Origin of the sequence: Pontibacterium sinense (assembly GCF_015209595.1) — a bacterium.
In the GTDB taxonomy this organism is placed as follows: domain Bacteria; phylum Pseudomonadota; class Gammaproteobacteria; order Pseudomonadales; family Balneatricaceae; genus Pontibacterium; species Pontibacterium sinense.
The window spans coordinates 257,940-274,835 of record NZ_JADEYS010000002.1 but is presented as its reverse complement, the minus strand read 5'-3'; the positions used below and the strand labels follow the sequence as shown (position 1 = coordinate 274,835).

General features: G+C 50.7%; 10 protein-coding genes. 6 read left to right on the top strand and 4 right to left on the bottom strand.

Annotated elements, in window-relative coordinates; translation table 11 throughout:
* Nucleotides 1-88: 88 nt before the first annotated feature.
* Nucleotides 89-907 (bottom strand): ion transporter, encoded by an 819-nt coding sequence (locus IOQ59_RS03580; protein WP_193951880.1) that lies wholly within the window; start codon nucleotides 905-907, stop codon nucleotides 89-91.
* A gap of 280 nt (nucleotides 908-1,187) precedes the next feature.
* Here IOQ59_RS03580 and IOQ59_RS03575 point away from each other — a divergent pair, with 280 nt between their 5' ends.
* Both IOQ59_RS03575 and IOQ59_RS03570 read left to right on the top strand, forming a co-directional pair.
* Nucleotides 1,188-2,585: a DUF1800 domain-containing protein gene (locus IOQ59_RS03575; protein ID WP_193951879.1), complete on the top strand. Its 1,398-nt coding sequence runs from the start codon at nucleotides 1,188-1,190 to the stop codon at nucleotides 2,583-2,585.
* Nucleotides 2,586-2,588: 3 nt separating this feature from the next.
* Nucleotides 2,589-3,770, top strand: a complete 1,182-nt coding sequence (locus IOQ59_RS03570) for a DUF1501 domain-containing protein (RefSeq protein ID WP_193951878.1) — start codon at nucleotides 2,589-2,591, stop codon at nucleotides 3,768-3,770.
* Nucleotides 3,771-3,829: 59 nt separating this feature from the next.
* Here IOQ59_RS03570 and IOQ59_RS03565 read toward each other — a convergent pair whose 3' ends face one another.
* Nucleotides 3,830-5,638 carry a hypothetical protein gene (locus tag IOQ59_RS03565; RefSeq protein ID WP_193951877.1) on the bottom strand — a complete coding sequence of 603 codons (1,809 nt, stop codon included), beginning with the start codon at nucleotides 5,636-5,638 and terminating at the stop codon, nucleotides 3,830-3,832.
* Nucleotides 5,639-6,007: 369 nt separating this feature from the next.
* On the opposite strand from IOQ59_RS03565, the gene sbcD reads away from it, so the two are divergent.
* The 4 genes from sbcD to IOQ59_RS03545 all read left to right on the top strand — a co-directional run bounded on the left by sbcD (nucleotide 6,008) and on the right by IOQ59_RS03545 (nucleotide 12,248).
* The gene (sbcD, locus tag IOQ59_RS03560) at nucleotides 6,008-7,255 is read left to right on the top strand and encodes an exonuclease subunit SbcD (protein ID WP_193951876.1); all 1,248 of its coding nucleotides are present in this window, start codon (nucleotides 6,008-6,010) and stop codon (nucleotides 7,253-7,255) included.
* Nucleotides 7,252-10,941 carry an SbcC/MukB-like Walker B domain-containing protein gene (locus IOQ59_RS03555; protein ID WP_193951875.1) on the top strand — a complete coding sequence of 1,230 codons (3,690 nt, stop codon included), beginning with the start codon at nucleotides 7,252-7,254 and terminating at the stop codon, nucleotides 10,939-10,941. Before sbcD ends, IOQ59_RS03555 begins: the two co-directional genes overlap by 4 nt.
* 242 nt (nucleotides 10,942-11,183) lie before the next feature.
* Nucleotides 11,184-11,663: a transglutaminase-like cysteine peptidase gene (locus IOQ59_RS03550; protein ID WP_193951874.1), complete on the top strand. Its 480-nt coding sequence runs from the start codon at nucleotides 11,184-11,186 to the stop codon at nucleotides 11,661-11,663.
* Nucleotides 11,664-11,798: 135 nt separating this feature from the next.
* A complete protein-coding gene (locus tag IOQ59_RS03545) occupies nucleotides 11,799-12,248 on the top strand; it encodes a DUF302 domain-containing protein (RefSeq protein ID WP_193951873.1) in 450 nt (149 codons plus the stop codon).
* A gap of 87 nt (nucleotides 12,249-12,335) precedes the next feature.
* On the opposite strand, the gene IOQ59_RS03540 is transcribed toward IOQ59_RS03545, so the two are convergent.
* Together IOQ59_RS03540 and IOQ59_RS03535 are read right to left on the bottom strand one after the other, a co-directional pair.
* Nucleotides 12,336-12,974, bottom strand: coding sequence for a hypothetical protein (locus IOQ59_RS03540; protein ID WP_193951872.1), 639 nt, complete (start codon nucleotides 12,972-12,974; stop codon nucleotides 12,336-12,338).
* Between the two features lie 354 nt (nucleotides 12,975-13,328).
* Entirely contained in the window at nucleotides 13,329-16,385 is a 3,057-nt protein-coding gene (locus tag IOQ59_RS03535) for an Ig-like domain-containing protein (RefSeq protein ID WP_193951871.1), read from the bottom strand.
* Nucleotides 16,386-16,896 lie beyond the last annotated feature (511 nt).

The window sequence follows — 16,896 nt, the reverse complement described above, 5'->3', positions numbered from 1 at the left end:
GCTGTATACTAAAAAGCCCCGTCAGGACCATTGGCTGCCGGGGCTTTTTTACGATGTTACGGATATGTCTAGCTCACCTTACTACGCTTTACAGCCTATCCTTTTCTTTAGCCTGAGCTTCAACAATGGCTTTTAACTCATTGATCTGATTAGAAAGATCTTCAATAGTTATTTGACCTTCAGCGATCGCTTTTTCTCGCTCCTCTTCAGCATGTTCGTTTTCCATCACGTTCACCACAATCCCGATTACCATGTTCAAAAATGCAAAGGTGGTCAGGAATATGAACGTCAGATAGAACAGCCAGCTGAAGGGATACACCTCCATCGTCTCGTACATGACGTCGGTCCAGTCTTCGAATGTCATCACCCGAAACAGTGTCAGCATCGCAATGGATATATCACCCCACAACACAGGATTGATATCGACAAAGAACGATGCACCCACAGCCGCATAGATGTAGAAGATGATAAACATCAATAGAATCACATAACCCAGCTGCGGCAGGGCTTTGATCAGGGAGTTTAGTAGTAAACGCAGCTCCGGCACGATAGAGACCATCCTCAGTACCCGGAAAATACGAATTAACCGGCCCACCAGCGCCATCTCACTGTCCTGAATAGGGATCAGGCTTACCACCACAATCAAAGTATCAAAGAGGTTCCAGGGGTCTTTGAAGAAGCTTCGTTTGTTGGGCTCTCCCACAAAGCGGATGGTTATTTCAATCAGAAAGAAAAATGTAATTGCAGTATCCAGCCACCCGATCACCATCAGGACGTTTTCTGGAATATCGTAGGTTTTAGCCCCGATCACCAACGCTGAAAATAGAATGACAGCAACAACAAACAGCTCAAACATACGGTTGGACCGCAGCGAAAAGAAGCGTTCCTGGAGAATCTCAAAGTTCATAGTTCAGTTTCAATCAATAGACATGTCTGGAAGGCGGGACCGAATCAAGGTGTCGTTGCACCATTATGCGCAATAGATCCTCGGGCCCTCGCCACACTTAAGCCGCCAGAATACCTAAAAAACGTTAAGCAATCAGTCAGATTAATTCGTAGATTCTGATATAGGTTAATCTTTACATTTCTTTCATCTGATATTCGCGATGTTTATTGGTAAGCCATGTAGGATGATCAGTAGATATGTGTGCAAACTCTGGAGTGTTTCGGATGAATGAGAGGGCGAAGTGATAACCCAGCAGCAATATGTCGCGATGACCCGTTTCGGTCTTGGCCCATCCTTCAAAGATCTGCAAGCCTTGGGTGATTCGCCTAACGATTGGCTACTGAGCCAGATTGAGCCCACGGTTCAAGATCACGGACCTCAGGTGCCCAGCAGCCGTCGGAGTCTGGTTGAGCGCAAGGCGATTTTTGATGAAATCAGAAAGCTTAAACGCGCAGGCTCAGGCAGCGGCGGTATCAGTAAAAGTAGCGATCAGCAGATCAAGCAGCTTCGCCGTCAGGCACGCAAAATCACAGAACAACAGCTCCTCCAGCGTTTTAGCTATGCCCAGACAACGAACACGCCTTTTCGAGAACGTCTGGTGCAGTTTTACAGCAATCATTTTACGGTATCGTGCAAAGGCAAAAATGCAATATCAACGGCCTGTGTAGGTTATGAAAACGAAGCGATCCGATCCAGACTTAATGGTCACTTCGGTGGCATGCTGAACGCAGTCGTTAAACATCCGGTTATGCTCACCTATCTTGATAACATTCGTTCGATCGGTCCTAATTCGAGTGCGGGAAAGAAACGGAAGGTCGGCCCCAACGAAAACCTTGCGCGCGAAATTCTTGAACTTCATACGTTAGGTGTTGATGGTGGCTACCACCAGCGGGATGTAATAGCGCTGGCGAATATCATTACGGGTTGGACCGTAGGTGGCAAACGACTGGCAAAATTTGGTGCTGAGCCCGGTGCATTTTTCTTTTCGCAACGCATGCATGAGCCCGGCGCTCATCGCTTGATGGGAAAGGACTACCTACAAGAGGATGTTCAACAAGGCCAGAGCGCATTGCAGGACTTATCTCTTCACCCATCTACCGCTCGTTTTGTCGCGACGAAACTAGCGCGCCACTTTATCGCAGATGAGCCGCCTGAAGAGGCTATCAATCTTCTGACTCAAACCTATCTCGACACAGATGGGCATTTACCCACACTGCACCGAGCATTGATCGAGATGGACCTGATCTGGCAGCCCTCCCATCGTAAATTCAAAACGCCCTATGAATATGTGCTATCGATTCTGCGCGTGCTACCGGTCTCTATTGCAGATAAACGGCTGAGCCGCAGTCTCAGTAGTGGGTTAGAAAGTATGGGACAGGTACCGTTTTCAGCGAGCTCCCCGAAAGGTTGGCCTGATACGGCCACTCACTGGACTGCTCCCGATGCCCTTAAAAAACGTATCGAATGGGCATTGGCAATTGGTCTCAATAGCGGGATTGATCCTGTGTTCGCAAATCAAACCATCGAAAAATTGCTGCCCCCAGACTCAGATACTTTGCGTGTGGCAATGTCTCGGGCGGAAAGCCCCTCTCAGGCAATTGCTTTGCTGTTCGCGTCACCTGATTTCCAGTGGAGATAAAAGATGAATCGTCGTGATTTCATAAAGGCATCGGCGGCACTGACACTGGGATTCATGTCGCCGTTGACGTTAAGTGCAGTAGCACCGCGGGATCCACGTTTAGTGGTACTGATACTTAGGGGCGGCATGGATGGCCTCGCAGCCATTCCTCCGATAGGTGACCCTGCATACAGATCCGTCCGGAGCACGCTAGCCTTGGCGACACCAGGCGATGCGGGAGGCGCTATTGATCTAAATGGATTTTTTGGCCTGCATCCGGCATTTGAATGCGTGGCTGATATGTACGGGAAGGGTGAAGCTCTGGCGATTCAGGCGATTGCCCCACCGTATATGAAACGCTCCCATTTCGATGCACAAGATGTATTGGAAACCGGATTAACAAACCCACGTGGAAATTCATCGGGCTGGCTCTACCGTGCATTGCACGGTGTTGATGACACGAGATCGTTTGACCAAATCGCCTATGCTCTTGGAACGTCGGTTCCCCGAATACTACGTGGAGAACAGCCTGTAGGCTCCTGGGCTCCAGACAAGCTTCCTGATCCCGACTCCGATACGTTTGAACGCTTGATGGCCTTGTACGACGAAGATGTTGTGCTCGGACCCAAACTGCAAACCGCGATAAATACCGACGCAATGATGGGGAATTCCACCAAACATATGCGTGCGAATAATCTGGCGACGGCGACCAAAGCCGCAGCAAAATTCCTCATCAAGCCGGACGGCCCGCGTGTTGCAGTCGTTGAAAGTAGCGGATGGGATACCCATTCCAATCAAGGTGCAGCGTCCGGCAAACTGGCGCGTAAGTTTAAAGCGCTTGATAACACTCTCGGTAGCTTTAAAGAACAGATGGGCAGTACCTGGAAAGACACCTGTGTCGTTGTTGTCACCGAGTTTGGCCGCACGGTGGCGGTCAATGGTACGGGAGGCAGTGATCACGGAGTCGGTGGGGCAGCCATGCTGCTAGGGGGCGGCGTTAAAGGAGGGCAGGTGATCGCAGACTGGCCTGGACTGTCACCTGACCAATTGTACAAAGGCAGAGATCTGAAGCCGACCCTTGATATGCGCTCGCTGCTTGCCGGCGTGCTGATCGATCACATGGGCGTAGATCGTCACTTTGTCGACGAAGTTGTTTTTCCGGATCACCGCAAAAAACTGTCCGGGCTAATTAAGCTTGTATCATGACGTGTCTGGTCGATACGGTTAGTTAAACATCAACGTGGAGTGGTATGACAACCACTCCGTTATAAACCTTCCAGATAGCGTTGACGATCATCAGTCTCCAGATTGGACTCAAAGAAGTTAATCAGTTCGTGCACACTTTCGCGGCCTTGCTCATCGGTTTTCTCGCCATTTTGAATCTGCTCGGCTTCCTCAGACAGGAAACTCAACATCTTTTCACCCATATCCGCTGGCGTCTTGTTGAGTAGTTCAACTAACTGATCTACTTCGTCTCCCGCCATGCTGGCGGCTTGCCAAAATGCTTCTCGTTGCTCTGGGATGACAGCCTGTTCGGCGTCACGTAATGCTTCCATATCTTGCGTTGTCGCTAGTGCATTGGTACGCGCCTGAAAATCCTGCGTATCTTTTTGCAGATAGTCATCTGATAACTCAATCAAAGGGACTTGTTGCTGAATCAGCCGATTCAGGTCATGTACCTGCTGGTCACGCGCATCTGCGCCCAGCTCTGTCAGGTTTTCGGCCAGATGCATCGCACGGGTGGAGAGGTCTACATCCTCATTGTTTCGATTTACCCAGGCATCGGTCGCCAATACTTTGATCAGTGTTTCCTGATCACGTTCACCGGTTCCCGGTTGTTTAACTTGATAGTAATTGCGATCTTCATCACTGCCAGTGTCACGCTGCTCCCCCATACGGGCCATAAATACGGTCTCACGCACCGTCACATCACTGCGCAGTGCATCAACCGTCGCCATAACTTCTTCGTTGGTTTCCATATCAGCTGGGCGCTGGCTATCAGCACCGATTAACTGGTCCAGTCCGGTTTCCGTGATGGCAATATAAGCGCGCTGATCACTGGCATCCATTGCCTTGAGCTGCGTACTCATCTGAGTCACTTGCTCATCACTAAAATCGTAGTTCTCCAGCATACCCACGGAGCTTTCAATCATGCCCATTAACGTATCAGAGGAGAGATTGTCGTGCTGAGGAACGGCGTAATGATCTTCTCCAGGAGGTACGACTGCCTGAGTCATCGCACTCAGATACGGATCCGCTTTTGCGGCGAGGCCGCCCAGATAGTTCAGGGTGGTATCTTTAGTGGTTTTGCTGCGATCAGATAGTTGTTCTGCTAAACGACTGCCGAGTTCAGCATCCTTTCCGAAAACGTGTAACACATCTGATTGCTGGCTATCACTAAACTGCGCAAGGGTGTCTAAGGTTTTGGCGACATCCCCCACATGGGTAACCGTTTGCACAAAGTTGTGCAGATCATCCGCAGGTGCTGCGCCTCTGGGCGGGGAGAGCTGGCCCGTAGGTTGATAGGTTTCAGATGTATTTCGTGGCGGGATTTTAGCTGCATGACGATCCACCTCATCCAACACACGACTGCGCGTCTCTCCATTGAGGCCGGTGAGTGTTGCGATAAGATTTTCAGTATTCTTGCCTGCAGATAACTCGGCAGTGAATCCACTCTGTTGTGGCGGCGTACGCAGGCCTTCAATTCCGTTGGCCAGCTTACTCAGTTCGTCATCATTAAGTTCTTCTGCTAACGCTAAGAAGCCTTCATCCTGAATCAGGTCAGTGTCAATCAGCGTATTTTGCTGAGTGTCAGACAACCGATCGAGCACTGACTCCATGCGGCCGGCTTTCTCTGAGCGCTCGACAATGAGTACATGAACATCTCCTTCAAAAGCAATGTACTCACTTTCTCCAAAGGTAGGGCCTGTATTTGATAGCGACACCGTATCTGTGCGCGTTTTGCCAGACAGCATCTGCGTCTTGCTGCTGTCATCTGCCGGCTGGGACTGCGTTCTCAAGCTGGACAGCTGGTTGGTGATTGCATTCTGCAAACCTGCTGAGTCCAATTTCATATCCATATCCTTAGTATTCGCACTGCCTGAACTTTGGGTATCGGCCGCATTTAGGTTTGGCATAGGTAGAGAAACATTAAAATTTCACAAGGTTTCATGTGCAAATATTGAACAATCCTTTCGGGAGCCTGTAACGACGAGACTTACAAGGAGGCAAAGAGGTCGAAATAATTTTATAAAATATATATAAAACAGAATGTTACAAACCATAAAGAATGTAATTTATTGTAGATGGTGATCTTTATTATCAACGCTCAGCCCGCGGCTGAAGACAGAAAGACGACAACCACATGGAGCACAGAGAAGGACACTGTTAGTATTGCCTGCGACCCTCCAAAACCTGCATAGATGGAATTCTGAGCACAACTGATGCGCATTCTGCACACCTCTGACTGGCACTTAGGCCAGCACTTTATTACCAAAAGCCGTGCGGCCGAACATCTGGCTTTTATCAATTGGTTATTGAATCGGATCTGTGAACAGCAGATTGATGCGGTGATTGTCGCTGGAGACATCTTTGATACCGGTGCACCCCCAAGTTATGCCCGCGAGATCTATAACCGTTTTGTGGTGGAAATGAACAAGCTCGGTTGCCAGCTGGTTATTCTGGGAGGCAATCACGATTCGGTATCTACACTCAACGAATCCCGAGAGCTTTTGGCGTATCTGAATACACGGGTTGTCGCGCGTGTTGAAAACAACGCCGATGATCAGATCATCGTGCTGAATGATCAAGAGGGTAATCCCGGGGCTATCCTGTGTGCGATCCCATATATTCGCCCCCGTGATGTAGTCACCAGTCAGGCCGATGAGTCTGGCGTTGAGAAGCAGCAAGCATTAGGGGAGGCGATCAAAAATCACTATGCCTCTCTGTATGCGCTGGCTGAGAAAAAACGTACAGAGTTATCCGCAGACGTCCCTATTATTGCGACCGGCCACCTCACTGCGATGGGCGTCAAAAGCTCCGAGTCAGTGCGTGATATCTATATCGGCAGTCTTGAGGCAGTGCCATCCAGTGCATTTCCGCCTGCAGATTATATCGCGTTGGGTCATATTCATCGCCCGCAGATCGTCGCTCAGTCGGAACATATTCGCTATTGTGGCTCGCCGATTCCGCTCAGTTTCGATGAGCTCGGCACGCAGAAAGAGGTGCTGATGGCAGAGTTTACTGACGGCACGCTCAATCAGATCACTCCCATTTTGGTCCCGCTGTTTCAACCGATGCAGGTGATCAAGGGAGATTTGGAGACCATAGAGCGCGAGTTAAACCTACTATCAGAACATCTGGATGATAAGCCTGTCTGGTTATGCATCGAAGTAGATACACAGGACTACCTGAACGATTTGCAACAACGCATTCAGGCCATGACCGCCGATATGAACGTAGAAGTGCTCCAGCTGAGGCGTGCCCGCAGCAACCGACAGGCTCAGATTGAGCGGCAGGAGAAGGAGACACTGGCGGAACTGACACCCGAAGAGGTGTTCGAGCGGCGTCTGGCGCAGGAAACATTCGACGGCGAAAGTGAAGGTGAGCGATTGACACGCATCCGCACACGCTTTCGCAGCATCATGGAAGAGGTCAGTTCGTCTGATCAGGAAGAGGAGGTGAACGCATGAAAATCCTCAGTCTGCGTCTGAAGAACATCAACTCCCTTAAAGGCGAGTGGAAGATCGACTTCACCCAATCCCCGTTTGCGGATAACGGCCTGTTTGCGATTACCGGTCCGACGGGTGCGGGTAAAACCACCATTCTGGATGCGATCTGCCTTGCGCTGTATCACCGTACGCCTCGGCTGAATAACATTTCGAAATCCAGCAACGAGCTGATGACCCGTGGAACTGCTGATGCACTGGCTGAAGTGGAGTTCGACGTAAAAGGCACCGCTTACCGTGCATTCTGGAGTCAGCGCCGCTCCCGTGATCAGGCCGACGGAAACCTGCAGGATGCCAAGGTGGAGCTGGCAGGCCTGGACGATGGAAAAATCATCGCCTCGCAGGTAAAAAAGAAGAACCAGCTGATCGAACGGATTACCGGTCTGGATTTTGCCCGCTTTACCAAATCGATGATGCTGTCTCAGGGCCAGTTCGCAGCATTTCTAAACGCCGATGCCAATGATCGTGCTGAACTGCTGGAAGAACTGACGGGCACTGAAATATACGGCCTGATTTCCGAGAAAGTGCACGAACATTTCAGCCTGCAGAAAAGTGAACTGGCACAACTCAAAGCACGTGCAGAGGGTGTAGAGCTGCTCAGTGCCGAGCAACTCGAAGCGCTGGCTGACCGTCAACGGGAACTGACTGCACAGGAAGCCCTGTTCGAACAGCAGCGCCAGCAATGGCAGGCCCACAAAGCATGGTGGGAGCACTATCTGGCCGCGCAGCGTAGCGCCAACGATGCACACGCCAGTCTGCAGCAATCACAACAGACCTTGCATCAGGAGCAGGCCTCGCTGACCCGGCTGGCTCAGGCGGAACCTGCTGAAACATTGCGCACACCGTTTTATCTGTTGCAAACGATTCGCTCTAAACAGGCAACAGCGCAACAATCCGTCACGGCGCTTAAAGCGGGCGTGACAGGCGCCGAGCAGAGCGCTGCCAATACCCAACTATCGCTGAACAGTCATGAAGAGGCGTTAAAGACCGCACGTCATGACCAGCAAGCGCTGGAAACCTTGCTCAATGAACAGATCGTTCCGCTGGACAACCAATGTCAGCAGCTGTCCGCCGAACAAAATCGACTGAATGCGGAAAAGCAGAAGTCCGAACAGGAATTTTCCAGCACCACAGTAAGACTTAACACGCAGCGATCCCAGGAAACAGTGCTGAAGGCGGAACTCAACACGTTAAGCGTTTACCTTCAGACACATGCTCAAGACGAGCAGCTAGCCGCGCAGCTACCACGCTGGCAGGCGCAGTTTGATCAGCTCAATCAATTGCAAACTCAGACCCAAGAGCGTCAGCAGAATCTGTTAGCGCTCAATGACAATATTCAGGCACTCAGTGCTGCACAAGGGTCGTTACAGCACGATGTCGAACGTACTCAGCAACGTGTTACCGATTGTAAAACTGCATTACACACGCTTGAGACAGAATCTGCGCAGCTTTTAGCCGGTAACGATGAAACCGCTCTGGAACAAGAACAGCGTATGCTGAACGAGCAGCAAGGGCTTCGACTTGAGCTGCAAAACTTGTCTGAACGCTTTCAAAGCTTGAGTACAGAAAAGTCTGATCTGGGCCTTCAGCAACAAACTCTGAGTGCGGCAATACAGACTCAACAGCAACAGATACAGGTGCTGCGCCAACAGTATCAGCAGAAACTCAATCACCGAAAAGATGTCGATACGCTGATTGAGCAGGAAAAGCGTATCGCTGACCTATCGGTGGAGCGCGCCAAACTGCAACCCCATGAGCCGTGTCCGCTTTGTGGTTCGGCTGAGCACCCACTGATCGATACCTATCAAGCGCTCAATCTGTCGGAGACCGAACAGCGTCAGCAGCAGCTTCAGTCTGAGATGGAGGCTATCGAGCAACAGGCTAAAGCGCAAAAGGACGTACTTCATAAAGACGAAGTTACCCTGGAAGAGAAAACTAAACGTTACGCTGCCGTGGAGTCTGATTCCCACGCAATCACCGCACGTTGGCAGCAAATCGCCGCAGAATTAAACGTACAGCTATTGATCGGTGATCCTGCCGTGCTCAACGGTTTCTTGCAGCATAGCCATGAACGCATGCAGCATCTGAATCAGCAGCAAAGCCAGCTAAAACAATTGCAGCAACGCACCCAAGCCTCATTGAATGAACTGGCGACCGCAGAGCGTGAAGCACATAACAGTAGCCATCAGATTGCACTGAACCGTCAGCAGCATGATCACGCCGTCACACAGACAGGCCAGTTGCAGACTGAGTTAACAGCGTTGCAGCAACAACGCGATGATCTTGAAGGCCAGCTTAATACCCAGCTGCACGCGTTAGGGCAGACGATGCCATCACTGGATCAGATTGATCCATGGCTGAACGAGCGACATCATGCAGCATCCCAATGGCAAACATCATATCAGCAAAGCTTAGAGCATCAGAAATCACTGACAGGGCTTTTATCTGACATAAAGTCACTGGAAGACGACTCACAACGCTTAAGTAATGCTCTATCAGAACACAGCCAGCAGTTAACACAGATCTCCGCGCAGCTGAGCGATAAACAATCGCAACGCCAGACTTTGTTTGGTGACAAACAGGTAGAAGTTGAACGTCAGCGGATGCTGCAACATTGCCAGCATGCCGATACCGGTTATCAGCAGGCACAGCACGCGCATCAGCAAACAACACAACAGTTGCAACATCTGAGCGGACAGTTCAATAGCGCGCAACAACAGTTGACCGAACTCAATGGAGATCTGACACAGCAAGAGCAGGACTGGCAAGCGCTTTTGAACAACAGTCCATTTGAATCCCAGCAGGTTTTCGAAGCTGCACTGCTACCTGAAGAGGAGCGCAGTCGCTTGGTTGCGCTGAAGAAACAACTGGAAAGCCAGCTAGAGCGTGCACAAGCCTTAAAAGAACAAGCCGATGCAACACTCAACGCACTGCAAAGTGGCGATCAGCAACAGCAATGGCTTCAGACTCCGGCGGCACAAGTCGAAGAACGCCTGACGCTGGTGACCACCCAGCAGCTTGATAACAGCAAACAGCAGGGTGAAGTAAAACGCAGCATCGATGATGATCAGCAACGCCGCATCAATCAGACTGAACTCTTTGCCGAGATAGAACGGAGTCAGGAACAGTATGACGACATCGCCTACCTGCACGCATTGATCGGCTCACAAAAAGGGGACAAGTTCCGCCGCTTTGCTCAGGGCCTGACACTGGATCATCTGGTGTATCTTGCCAACAAACAGCTGGACCGTTTGCACGGCCGTTATCTGTTACAGCGCAAGCAATCGGAAGCCCTGGAACTTCAAGTATTGGATACATGGCAGGGCGATGCTGTGCGCGATACCAAAACGCTTTCAGGCGGTGAGAGCTTTCTTGTCAGTCTCGCATTGGCGCTAGCGCTATCCGATCTTGTCAGCCAAAAAACCAGTATCGATTCACTGTTTTTGGATGAAGGCTTCGGGACACTGGACGCTGAAACATTGGATACCGCACTGGATGCACTAGATAGTCTGAATGCGTCCGGAAAGATGATTGGTGTGATCAGCCATATCGAAGCGATGAAGGAACGGATCTCTACTCAGATTCAAGTGAAGAAAATGAATGGCTTAGGGGTCAGCCAACTTGAAAGCCAGTTCCGACTGCGGGAATAGGGCGAGCAACACACCAAGTGGGCTGGGGGCATTCCCCCAGTCCGCCAGTCTATACACCTCAGATCCGCATCCTCAGATACCCGCACGCTATACTTACCGCTAACACCAACAGAATTCGATCTATTTACAGATCAGGAACTCCGGCGCTCAACCGGCAGGTCACACACTCACCAGATCGATGCAAAAGGGAATGTTGCTGACTGCACGTGACCCACCCAGAACGCCAACGCACTGGGTGCGATATGAAACTAGCCCTCGCCTTATTCAGCGTACTGCTCACGGGATGTATGACAAACGCCCCCACGCCATTTCGTATTGGCGATCCTGTACCTCCACTGGGTGGCTGTACCGACTTGCGTAATAGAGGCGGCCACTGCTGGTCTTTGCAAGACACCCTGCAGAACGTGCTTGATGAAGCGCATGCCAAACACCGCTATGTCAGTGACCAGAGCCGATACCAGCTCAATGACTATTGGACGGCCAGCCTTGAAGGTGATTGTGAGGATTTTGCGCTTTGGGTTCGGAACCGGCTGGAAACCATTGGGATTCCATCAGATTTAGTCTACGTACGCACCGAGAACGGAGGCGACCATGTGGTGCTATCGGTCGAAGGCTGGATACTGGACAGCCGTCATAAGTGGCTGCACCGGCGTGATGATCTTCGTTATGACTGGATCAGTATCGGTCGACCCAGCGGACACTGGTACCGCATTGATAGTTAACCCCGTGTGTAGTAATTCGCTGCGTTTTTGAGACTTTCAGCCTTGTTTCAGGCACCAGAGTTATGATCGCGCGAGTTCGAATATGCAAGCTATCCGCCATCCTGGCGTTAACCTAATCATGAGAGACGTCTAATCATGCGTAAACAACTGACTGGCCTGGCACTAACCGCTCTGATCTCCGCGCCTGTAATGGCTGACAACGGTATCATCACGGTACAGAGCAAACACGACGTGGCGACAACCGCAGATAAACTTGAGTCTGTGTTAAACGATAAAGGAATGACAGTTTTCACCCGTATCAATCATGCAGAAGGTGCTAAAAAAGCTAACCTGGAACTGCGACCAACCGAAGTTGTGATCTTCGGCAATCCAAAAGTCGGCACCCCCCTGATGTTGTGCAGCCAGACAACTGCACTGGATCTGCCACAGAAAGCGCTGATCTGGGAAGACGAAAAAGGCCAGACCTGGTTGTCATACAATGATCCGGAATACCTGAAAGAACGCCACAACATCGAAGGCTGCGATGCTGTGATCGGCAAAGTGAAGGGCGCATTAGCCAAATTCGCAGGGGCCGCCACGCAGTAGCACCCATGTTTCTTGGAGCAGGGATGTGTGTAGCAGCCCTCTCCAAGCGCGACCTGAGATGTTCTTGAACGACCTGTTTGTAGATTTCTATCTCTGAACTTTACTGAGAACAAAGGTTTTAACCGCCAACCAATGTTCTTGCCACCAAACGGCAGATTTGTCAGACAAGTCATCCAGCGCCTGCTCAACGTTTTGCCGGTGTTTTCTCTCGTACGCCTCACTGATGGATGCACTGGCTTGTTCGATATCTTCGCCGCCAGTGCGCAGATAAGCTTCCGTCCTATTCAGGAAGCGATGGGCGTGAGGGGGCATTTCAGGGACATCCTGTCGCACGCGGCGGGAGAATTGGGTAACGGTGTCCAGTGTGTCTTGTGCATTACCTGCCAAGTGCTTCGTTGCGACCACAGGCAGCCCTGAAATCAATTGCGGTGTTTTATGCTCTGCCATAGCTGACAACGTTGCGTCCATCGCGTCTATCGCTGCAACCGCATAATCCACGCCGTTCATGGCATGGTTAACGACTTTTTTACCCGCTTTTAGCCATTGCTCAGCGCTAATATCTGTAAACGAATGCGTGGTTGCAGGACGATGGATGTATACGGCGACAGACAGACTGCCAATGAAGACCGCTAGCACACCCATCCAGCAACGTTTTTTGGGGCGCTTATGCAGTGGGAACGCAAGCCCAGAAGTAGAGGAGTTCAACACCCGAGAATCAGGTTCCATGTTCGCACTTGGTTGTCGCCTCTTTGTCACGCTGGATCCCTCACCGTTACACCCGAATACTCAAACCCCTTCAGCTTAGCAGTGATTAGGGATCATGTGATGCAGCAACCACAAACTTGTTGTGCGAGTTTTGATCGGGAGATCCCGACCGAATATGGGTGTGAATAAAAGGTTTTTTTCCAGCGCGAATAACACGCAAGTCCATGAGCTGGAGACCGCCTTATGACGTATGTGAAAGTACAACGAAACGCCAACGCCCCATACAGCAGGTATGGGCTAGTTAAATCAACCATAAAAAAACCCGGCCAGATTGCTCTGGACCGGGTATTTGTCTGAAAGGACTAAAACGAGCGATTAAGGCGTTACGGTAATGCAACCACTGCAGGTAGCACTGCTGCCGTTGTTCACCACAACATCCCATGTACGATTACGACGAGGCCCACCAGCTTTAACGAAGACATTGGCTGTCATAGTCGTGCTATTCACTACAACCACACCTGATGCAGAGGGCGCGGGGCCTGAACCATTCTGGAAACTTACGCTCGCTCCTTGCGTAAAGCCCGTACCCACAATCGTCACCTCAACTTGCTGATTTACACCAACAGTATTCGGTGTGACGTCAGTGACTGTGAGCACCGCACCACCTGTCGGATTAACGGTCACATTCACGGTTCCGGTATCGCTACCTCCCTGACCATCATTGACGTTGTAGGTAAAGCTGTCGCTGCCCACAAAACTAGCATTTGGCGTATAGGTCACGGTGCTGCCATTGTTGGTCACGCTACCGTTAGTACCTTGTGTGACCGATCCAATGGTCAGGCTGTCACCATCAGCATCGGTATCATTGCTCAACACACTTATAACAACGCTACTGTCCTGATCGACACTCGCATTATCCGTATTTGCGACCGGCGCATTGTTCTGCAAAGGGTCGCTAATGGTGACGTTCACCGTATCGCTGTCACTGTTGTCTGCGGAATCAGTGACGGTTGCTGTAATCACATGAGCCCCTAAAGACAACGTTGATGTTTGCACTGATGCACCCTGACCGAGATTGCCATCAAGGCTGGAGCTCCAGCTCACGCCGCCGGATAGGTCGCCGTCTTCACTGTCACTTGCTGTCGCAGAGAAAATCAGCCAATCACCCGCATCAGCAGTGGTGTTGTCTGCTGGTTCACTAATAGTGACTGTTGGCGGCAAGTCGCCTGGCTCGCCCGCAGAAGTGACGACAATTTGGTATACGTCCAGATAATTGTTCTGTCCGTTCCCGGCAGTGCGATCGGTATCATTAACCCGGATAAATATAGAGCCAGAGGTGCCTGCAGGTAGCAATGCGGAGATGACCTGACGCCCCGTTCCGTTACTCAGCATGCCAAATGGCTGATAGTTGCTGCCGTCAGTAGAGTAGGCCAGCGCAAAGTCATCGCCATCGCTGTTTGCGGGTGCCGTAGCGTCAACATCAAGCGTGACGGATGCGGCAGGGGCAATGCCCGACACGGTCCAAAAGTGCTCCATCTGGCTAACACGATTCCGCGGCTTTCCTCCCTGATGTTGTTCAGAGATGCGCTCATATCCAGACACATTAACCGTGCTTTGGTAAGAGCCACTAACAATACTGCCCATCATAGTATTTTCAGATGTAGCAGATGCAGTAGAAGGCACGCTGATCACAATCGCTATGGTGCTGTTTGAAGTAGAGAAGCCCGCGCTGTTATAGGCCTCAACCTGATAAACATACGCCCCGGAGGCGAGATTGTTATCTGAAAAGCTTGAGCTATCTCTGGGCAGCGTGGAGATTTGCACGAAACTGCCACCATCTATCTGACGATACACGCGGTATCCCGCTTCATTGCTTTCAGCGGTAGACAGTGGATCGGTCCAGTTCAGGGCGATGTTAGCATCACCCGACTGTACAGCTGAGAGATCCGTTGGCGCAGTGGGTGGTGTGGTCGATACCGAATCTTCCGGTACAGAACCCGTGATGAAATACTGACCCAGACTTCCGTAGTCGGTATAACCATTTGTCAGTGGATCACCTACGCCAACACCTTCGATTGACAGGATGTAGCGTCCTGCGGCAACACCTACATTGATAGTGGCGTAGGTATCAGAGAGCGGGTTGCTTTGCGCAACTTCATAGCCAAACTCATCATAGAGCACCGCTTTAACATCCAGGTTCATACCGCGACGTGACTGAGACGCGAAGGCGTCAGCCCACGCGGGTGTCACACTTAGATTAATCGTGCCATCCCCAACGTCCATAAAGAACAGATCTACATCCGTTCGATCTTCTATGATCCCTTTGTTCGAAGGATCGGTATTGGCGGGGTCCGTGACGGGGTTGGTCGCATTAACAGAAGTCCCTCCCGTAATCACTAACGGAGTGGCCCCGGAGAAATTAACATCTTCGTGATCATCCGTACGGTAGGTAAGGCGATCTGCAATCAGCTGCAGATCATCCTGCGTGTTATTTGCATCAGCATATTCGCCCTTGCTCCACTGAGACACCTGGGCATAGTAACCCACACCCATGATCGGCCCCCAGTCGGTATTCCCGGAACCATGGCCTCCGTAGTAGCCAGTGCTACTATTTCCGTCATGGGATAGCGATAGGTTATGTCCTAGCTCATGAGAGGCTGCTTCGGATATATTGTGCGGGCCACCGACTCCATCCAGGAAAACCAACGCGGGCTGGTAATAGGGGAAGTTACTGTTTCCCCATACGCCGACATAAGCGACACCACCACAGCTGCAGTTATATATGTTGCGGTTGTTCTCATCCGCTTTACGGGTCACCAGAATATGACCGACATTAGCCCCAAACGCTGGGGGCTCTTCGGTGGTAACATCGATATCGTAAGGTGCAAAGTCTTCTGCAACTCGCTTCCAGGTTTCCGCAATCTCATTCAGCTCTGTTTGACTAAATGAAGATTCGTCACCGTTACTGTCGTAAGGACGCATATAGAGTGGATCTGCAGAGCCGTTCCAGATAGTCCCGCTCACCACATGACCATCCATATCCAGATAAACGACCCGCGACGCTCCGGGTTTACTGTGCAGTGTGAACGCCTCAGCGTGGGTAACTTCAGACAGTGATGGGGTAGAAGATGGCGCCGGATCAATGCCATCGAAAACCGGGTCTTCATAAAAAACACCACCGCTTTGATCAACGCGCAGTGCTGGCACATCTTGTTCGGTAAAGCTAAAACGGTGCATCCAGCCTAATGCACGCTTTTGCGCGGCAGGAGACAGATCTTCCAGTTGCTTCTTTAAAATCCCCGGTGGTAACTCGTTGATTCCAAACGGTGCGTTAACACCGTATGCATTGTCGCTCCGTGCTAAAGATTCCATCGGGAAGAGTAAAGGTGTTGCTGATAATAAAAGGACTTTAGCCCAGGCAGAACGATACATAACGAAGCTCCGTTAACTGAAAAAACATAACAAACGGATACACCACTGTTTTTAGTCCGCTTCCTGCAGTTAACACTAGTGTAAACATATGTATACAGTTGGTACTTTTCGCACGAACAGTAGCACTTTCTTGCGCCGCCCAAATGAGTTCTACTCAATGGTTCGGTGAAGATCATTAGCGCAGGTGATAGTTATGTGTTGAAACACATGAGAATAGCTAAGCGATTAAACGCAAATCGCCCGCTATAAGGCTGTGGTAAGGGATTGCCCAATGCATCTCTATTGAAAGGTGTATGAAATTTCTCATCATAAAGCTGTTTCGCAAACGATCTTGAAAATTTCTGGATCAATAAGGCAATAACCGCCGCTAATGCGCGATACCGCCCCCAATACTCACAATGGCCGTGAAAAATTGAAAATGATGCAGCCCTGTTTAGCTGAAGACTTGGCGTTACACGCTGATGCCTATGCTGATGAAAAGCCTCTAAATTAGAGGCTATGTGACATACTT

Excerpts from the sequence above, each read along its gene's own strand:
- IOQ59_RS03580 (WP_193951880.1), bottom strand. The coding sequence starts at position 907 with ATGAACTTTGAGATTCTCCAGGAACGCTTCTTTTCGCTGCGGTCCAAC.
- IOQ59_RS03570 (WP_193951878.1), top strand. The coding sequence starts at position 2,589 with ATGAATCGTCGTGATTTCATAAAGGCATCGGCGGCACTGACACTGGGA.
- IOQ59_RS03565 (WP_193951877.1), bottom strand. The coding sequence starts at position 5,638 with ATGAAATTGGACTCAGCAGGTTTGCAGAATGCAATCACCAACCAGCTG.
- sbcD (WP_193951876.1), top strand. The coding sequence starts at position 6,008 with ATGCGCATTCTGCACACCTCTGACTGGCACTTAGGCCAGCACTTTATT.
- IOQ59_RS03555 (WP_193951875.1), top strand. The coding sequence starts at position 7,252 with ATGAAAATCCTCAGTCTGCGTCTGAAGAACATCAACTCCCTTAAAGGC.
- IOQ59_RS03550 (WP_193951874.1), top strand. The coding sequence starts at position 11,184 with ATGAAACTAGCCCTCGCCTTATTCAGCGTACTGCTCACGGGATGTATG.
- IOQ59_RS03545 (WP_193951873.1), top strand. The coding sequence starts at position 11,799 with ATGCGTAAACAACTGACTGGCCTGGCACTAACCGCTCTGATCTCCGCG.
- IOQ59_RS03540 (WP_193951872.1), bottom strand. The coding sequence starts at position 12,974 with ATGGAACCTGATTCTCGGGTGTTGAACTCCTCTACTTCTGGGCTTGCG.
- IOQ59_RS03535 (WP_193951871.1), bottom strand. The coding sequence starts at position 16,385 with ATGTATCGTTCTGCCTGGGCTAAAGTCCTTTTATTATCAGCAACACCT.